The 5,198-nt window shown below is 69.3% G+C and carries 5 protein-coding genes and 1 pseudogene; 2 read left to right on the forward strand and 4 right to left on the reverse strand.

Annotation, left to right across the window (positions count from 1 at the left end; genetic code table 11):
* Together ASG29_RS17630 and ASG29_RS14795 are read right to left on the reverse strand one after the other, a co-directional pair.
* Positions 1-349, reverse strand: a pseudogene (locus ASG29_RS17630) (transglutaminase family protein); the annotation flags it as partial.
* 74 nt (positions 350-423) lie between these two features.
* Positions 424-1,161, reverse strand: a complete 738-nt coding sequence (locus ASG29_RS14795) for a Bax inhibitor-1/YccA family protein (RefSeq protein WP_055985997.1) — start codon at positions 1,159-1,161, stop codon at positions 424-426.
* Positions 1,162-1,294: 133 nt separating this feature from the next.
* On the opposite strand from ASG29_RS14795, the gene thpR reads away from it, so the two are divergent.
* Positions 1,295-1,849 (forward strand): RNA 2',3'-cyclic phosphodiesterase, encoded by a 555-nt coding sequence (thpR, locus tag ASG29_RS14800; protein WP_055986000.1) that lies wholly within the window; start codon positions 1,295-1,297, stop codon positions 1,847-1,849.
* 56 nt (positions 1,850-1,905) lie between these two features.
* Positions 1,906-3,456 (forward strand): spinster family MFS transporter, encoded by a 1,551-nt coding sequence (locus ASG29_RS14805; protein ID WP_055986003.1) that lies wholly within the window; start codon positions 1,906-1,908, stop codon positions 3,454-3,456.
* Here ASG29_RS14805 and ASG29_RS14810 read toward each other — a convergent pair.
* Both ASG29_RS14810 and ASG29_RS14815 read right to left on the reverse strand, forming a co-directional pair.
* On the reverse strand, positions 3,453-3,992 hold the full coding sequence (locus tag ASG29_RS14810; protein WP_055986006.1) for a superoxide dismutase family protein: 540 nt from the start codon (positions 3,990-3,992) through the stop codon (positions 3,453-3,455). The genes ASG29_RS14805 and ASG29_RS14810 overlap by 4 nt on opposite strands.
* A 211-nt stretch (positions 3,993-4,203) precedes the next feature.
* Positions 4,204-5,073 carry a CDP-alcohol phosphatidyltransferase family protein gene (locus ASG29_RS14815; protein ID WP_162242986.1) on the reverse strand — a complete coding sequence of 290 codons (870 nt, stop codon included), beginning with the start codon at positions 5,071-5,073 and terminating at the stop codon, positions 4,204-4,206.
* Positions 5,074-5,198: the final 125 nt, after the last annotated feature.

A 5,198-nucleotide genomic window follows, 5' to 3' on the forward strand; every position in this document is an offset into this window, starting at 1 on the left:
AATGCTCGAACCGGTCGGATTCGCAATAGCGGCTGGGCAGGAGATAGGCGACCGTGGCGGCGGGCAGGTCGGTCACGGGCGTGGGGCCGAAATCCTCGATTACAATCGGTTCGCGGACGACGCGGACGGTGGCGTCGTAGCGGACGACGAGGCGGCGATCGGCGCGTGCCCAGGTCCGCTGCCCGATACCTTCCTCCCCCGCGACCGCGCGGATGGGATTGTCGGATTCGATCACCAGCGACTGCGCCTCCAGCCGCTGGTCCGGCATCGATGCCGCCACGACCTGCAACAGCACGTCGGCGGGCGCCGGGAAGGCATAGTCGAGGAGCGCCTCTATTCGCAGCAGCATGGAGGGTATCGTCCGCAAAAGAAAAGGGCCCGGCGGTCGCCCGCCGAGCCCGGATACAACGTCCGCCTGCGCGATCAGTCGCGATTGCCGCCGAACAGGCGCAGGATGAACAGGAACATGTTGATGAAGTCGAGATACAGGCTGAGCGCCGACATCACGACCGCCTTGCCGACCAGTTCGCCGTTGCCCGCGACCTGGAAATACAGGCTCTTCGTCCGTTGCGTATCATAGGCGGTGAGGCCCGCGAACAGCAGCACGCCGACGGCGGAGATCAGCATCCCCAGCGGGCCCGACTGCACGAACATGTTGATGATGCTCGCCACGATCAGGCCGACGACGCCGACGATCAGGAACGTGCCGAACGCCGACAGGTCGCGCTTCGTGGTGTAGCCGTACAGGCTGAGCGCCGCGAAGCCCGCCGCGGTGGCGAAGAACGCCTGCGCGATCGCGAGCGGCGAGTACACGAGGAAGATCGTCGACAGCGACAGGCCCATCGCGGTCGCGAAGCCCCAGAACATCATCCGCAGCGTCGAGGTCGAGAACTTGCCCTGGCCGAAGCTCATCGCGAAGACGAACGCCAAAGGCGCCAGCACGATCAGCCACTTCAGCGGCGTCTGGAACACCGCGGCGGCATAGCCGGAATAGGCGAAGGCGAGTGCGACGATACCCGTCAGCAGCACGCCCGACGTCATGTAGTTATAGACCGACAGCATGTACGACCGCAGACCCGCGTCGGACGCGGTGTCGCGTGCGCCAGCCGCCTGCGACCCGAACGGGGCGGCGGAGGGCCGGGGGTCGGACCAGTTTGCCATTGTCACCAAGCTCCTTTGCCCGGCATCCTTGCCGGATGACGGAAATATCGCCCCGCCGCACCCCCTTTTCAAGCAGGTCCGCCGCGATAGCAACCCGACGTTACAATGCGCGCGCCGGGCGGGGGAGATAGCGATGCACCGCCTGTTCGTCGCGCTCCGCCCGCCGCGCGCGATCCGCGCGATCCTGACCGCCGCGATGGGCGGCGTGCCCGGCGCGCGCTGGCAGGACGACGAGCAGCTGCACGTGACGATCCGCTTCCTGGGCGAGGTCGCGCGCGACCGGGCGGAGGATATCGCCACCGCGCTGTCCCATGTCGCCGCGCCGGTCGCGGCGGCGCGGGTCGAGGGGGTCGGCGCGTTCGATCGGCGCGGTCGCGTCGACACGCTATGGGCGCGCGTCCTGCCCGTCGAACCCCTCGCCGCGCTCCACCGCAAGGTCGACCAGGCGCTGTCGCGCGCGGGCGTCGCGCCCGACACGCGGCGATACCTGCCGCACATCACCGTCGCCCGCCTGCCCCGCGGCGGGCAGGACCCGGTCGCCACGGCGCACTGGATCGCGGACCATGCGGCGCTGGCTGTGCCCGCGTTCACGCTCGATCACCTGTACCTGTACGAAAGCCACGTGCGCAGCGACGGCGCCCGGTACGAAGCCATCGCGCGCTGGCCGCTGTCGGCGTCCGGCGAATAGGCTTGCCCGCCGTCGACGCTCTGTTACGCCTGTGCCCTCAAGGAAGAGGGGCGCACATGACATCCGACAGCGAAACCCGCGCCAGCGGCTATGCCTGGTACGTCCTGTCGATCCTGTTCCTGATCTACATCCTGAATTTCATCGACCGGCAGGTGATCTCGATCCTGGCGGAGGACATCAAGCGCGACCTGAAACTCCAGGACGAGGATCTGGGCTTTCTGTACGGCACCGCGTTCGGCGTCTTCTACGCCCTGTTCGGCATCCCGCTGGGGCGGCTGGCGGACAGCTGGCACCGGGTACGGCTGATGACCGCGGGGTTGACGTTGTGGTCGACGATGACCGCCTTGTCGGGGCTGTCCTCCACCGGCACCCACCTCGCCGCCGCGCGGATCGGCGTGGGCGTGGGCGAGGCGACGGCCAGCCCGTCGGCCTATTCGCTGATTTCGGACTGGTTCCCCAAGCGGCTGCGCGCGACCGCGCTCTCGATCTATTCGGCGGGGCTGTACGTCGGCGGCGGCTGTTCGCTGTTCATCGGCGGGCTGATCGTCCAGAACTGGAACCGCGCCTATCCCGGCGGCGGGCCGTTCGGGCTGGTCGGGTGGCAGGCCGCGTTCCTCGCTGTCGGGGCACCGGGCCTCATCCTCGCGATCTGGGTCGCGACGCTGCGCGAACCGATCCGCGGCCGGTCCGAGGGGATCGACACGCCGCCGCATCCGCGTCCGTTCGCCGCCTTCTTCGACGAATTGCTGACGATCCTGCCGCCGCTGACGCTGATCGGCGCGGCGCGGCGGGGGTGGCGCGCGCTGGCGGTGAATTTGCTGGCGGCGGGCATCGTCGTCGCGCTGGTCCGCACGCTAATCGCGTTCGGGGAGCCGGTGGCGCAATGGGTCGCGGTCGGCGGCGGCGCCTATGCGGTGTTTTCGTGGGCCAGCGCCTTGCGCACTCGCGACGCGCCCGCCTTCGCCCTGATCGTCGGCACGCCCGCCTTCCTGTGCACCGTCGTCGCCTACGGCCTGAACGCCTTCCTCAGCTACGCCGCCGCCTTCTGGTCTGCGCCCTACGCCATGCGCGTGTTGGGGGTGGAGCCGGCGACCGCGGGGCTCATCATCGGATCGTCGGGCGCGTTGTCGGGATTCCTGGGCGTGACGGTCGGCGGCGTGCTGGCGGACCGGTTGCGGCGGCGCAATCCGGCGGGGCGGCTGATCGTCGTCACCGCGGCGGCGATCCTGCCGGTGCCGTTCATGGCGATCGGTTTCACCACCGGCGATCCGTGGGTCCTGTACCCCTGCCTGTTCGCGGCGCAATTCTTCGCCAGCTGGGGCCTGGGCGGATCGGCGGCGACGACGCAGGACCTAGTCCTGCCGCGGATGCGCGGGACCGCGACCGCGACCTATTTCGTGGGCACGACTTTGATCGGGCTGGCGATGGGGCCGTATCTGGCGGGGCGGATCTCGACATTGAGCGGCAGCCTGTCGACCGGGATGCTGGCGCTGTTGCTGTCGGTGCCGATCACGGTCGCGGCGGGGATCGCCGCCTACCGGCTGGTGCCCGAAGCCGAGCGCACGCGCGACGATCGCGCGCGTGCGGCCGGGGAGACGGTGCTTTAATTGACCTGAAGGATGCCGCAGGCGATGCGCCCGCCGCTGTTGCCCGACGGATCGGTCTTCAGGTCGTCGGCGGCGGCGTGGACGACGAAGGCGGCGCCGTCGGCGTCGAGCAGGTTGGCCAGGGTGGCCCCCGGGATCGTCGCGCTGATCGTGCCGCGACCGCCGCCGTCGATCTCCAGGTTCGGCAGGTCGCCCTGATGCGGCCCCTGCGGATTCATCGTCCCGTGCTTCATCGTCGTCGGGTTCCAGTGGCCGCCCGCCGTCTCGAACGCGGGCGGATCGCAGCGGCCGATGGTATGGACGTGAACGCCGTGCGTGCCCGGCGGCATATCCCGCGCGTCGACGGTGAAGCGCAGGCCACCCGCCACTTCGGTGACGGTGGCGCGACCGCCGTCGGCGCCGGAGGCGGTGCGCAGCATCGCGGTGGCGCTGGCGCCGCCGGACATCGGCATGCCGGTGGCGATCTCCTCGCGATTGCAGGCGGCGAGCGTGGAAACGCCCAGAAGCAGGACGGCGGTACAAGCCGTGATACGCATAACTAAACCCCTTCTTAACTTACGCTGCAATGCACAACGCGCGCCGGGGTTCCCTGTCGAAGCGATGTTTTCGCCATTATGAATGACATGCGCGCGGTGCGGCGCGCGCGGGCGACCGGATCGCGTCGTCGCGGCGCAGGCATGGTCGGCGCGGGGTCAGGCGTCAGGGCGCCGGATCCCCGAACTACCGACCGGGCAGGTCGGTTTTCGTTCAGCGATTGCCGCGTGCGACCAGTTGCGCGATGCGCCGACCGCTCGTCGCCGCCTGCGCGATCGCGATGCCCAGGACGATGTTCAGCACCACCAGCTCGATCAGGAAGAACCACAGCGGCGATCCCGCGATCATGCTGAGCGCCAGCAGGACGGTCCGCGGGTTCGCGCCCAGGATCGCCACCAGCGGCAGCGTGGTCCGCCCCGCCTCCCGCGCGATCGTCGCGATCCGGCGGCGCTCCTCCGGATCCGCCTCCGCGCTCTGCACCAGGTCGTTGACGACCTGCGTCGGGCCGGACATCCGGCGCCAGGCCGCCAGATACAGCGCCGACAGTTTCACTCCGATGCCGTCGCCCGTCGCCTTCGCGGTCTGGAGCCACGGCACGCCATAGGCCCACCATTGATACGTCCGTCGCTGACTTTCGGCGAACACCGACTGGAACGCGCGGCTGACGCCCGCGCCCAGGACGATCGCCCACGCGATCCATCCCATCGTATCGTCCAGCCGCGCGGCGAGCAGCGCGTACAGGATGCCGTGGCCGAAATAGTCGCACATCCCGTCCACGATCTCGCCCGACGGCGACGCGCGCCCCGACATCCGCGCCAGCGCGCCGTCCGCGCCGTCGACGACGTGCCAGGACAGGTGCAGCACGGCGCCCAGCGCGATCGCCGCGGGCGTGCCGACCAGCGCGTACAGGACGCCCGCCGCGACGACCATGAACGCGCCCGCGACCGACACCATGTTGGGCGTCACCGGGGTGGGAACCAGCGCGCGCGCCAGCCGGTTCGCCAGCGGGTGATACAGCGTGCGGTTCAGGAAACCCTGCAACTCTCGCGGCTTTCCCGCCACACCCTCTCGAAAATCGCTCACTCTTTTCCCATCCAAACACTCGTGCGGCTCGTATATAGCGGTATCGGCTCGCTTGACAGTTGCCACGCATCTGTCACGAAGCGGCAAAGTTAACGTCTTTCGCCGGTCGCGACCGGCAGGTGGGG

It is taken from the genome of Sphingomonas sp. Leaf412 (genome assembly GCF_001425405.1).
Lineage (GTDB): Bacteria > Pseudomonadota > Alphaproteobacteria > Sphingomonadales > Sphingomonadaceae > Sphingomonas.

Bases quoted from the DNA above. Each gene is read 5' to 3' on its own strand.
- ASG29_RS14795 (WP_055985997.1), bottom strand. From the start codon at position 1,161: ATGGCAAACTGGTCCGACCCCCGGCCCTCCGCCGCCCCGTTCGGGTCG.
- thpR (WP_055986000.1), top strand. From the start codon at position 1,295: ATGCACCGCCTGTTCGTCGCGCTCCGCCCGCCGCGCGCGATCCGCGCG.
- ASG29_RS14805 (WP_055986003.1), top strand. From the start codon at position 1,906: ATGACATCCGACAGCGAAACCCGCGCCAGCGGCTATGCCTGGTACGTC.
- ASG29_RS14810 (WP_055986006.1), bottom strand. From the start codon at position 3,992: ATGCGTATCACGGCTTGTACCGCCGTCCTGCTTCTGGGCGTTTCCACG.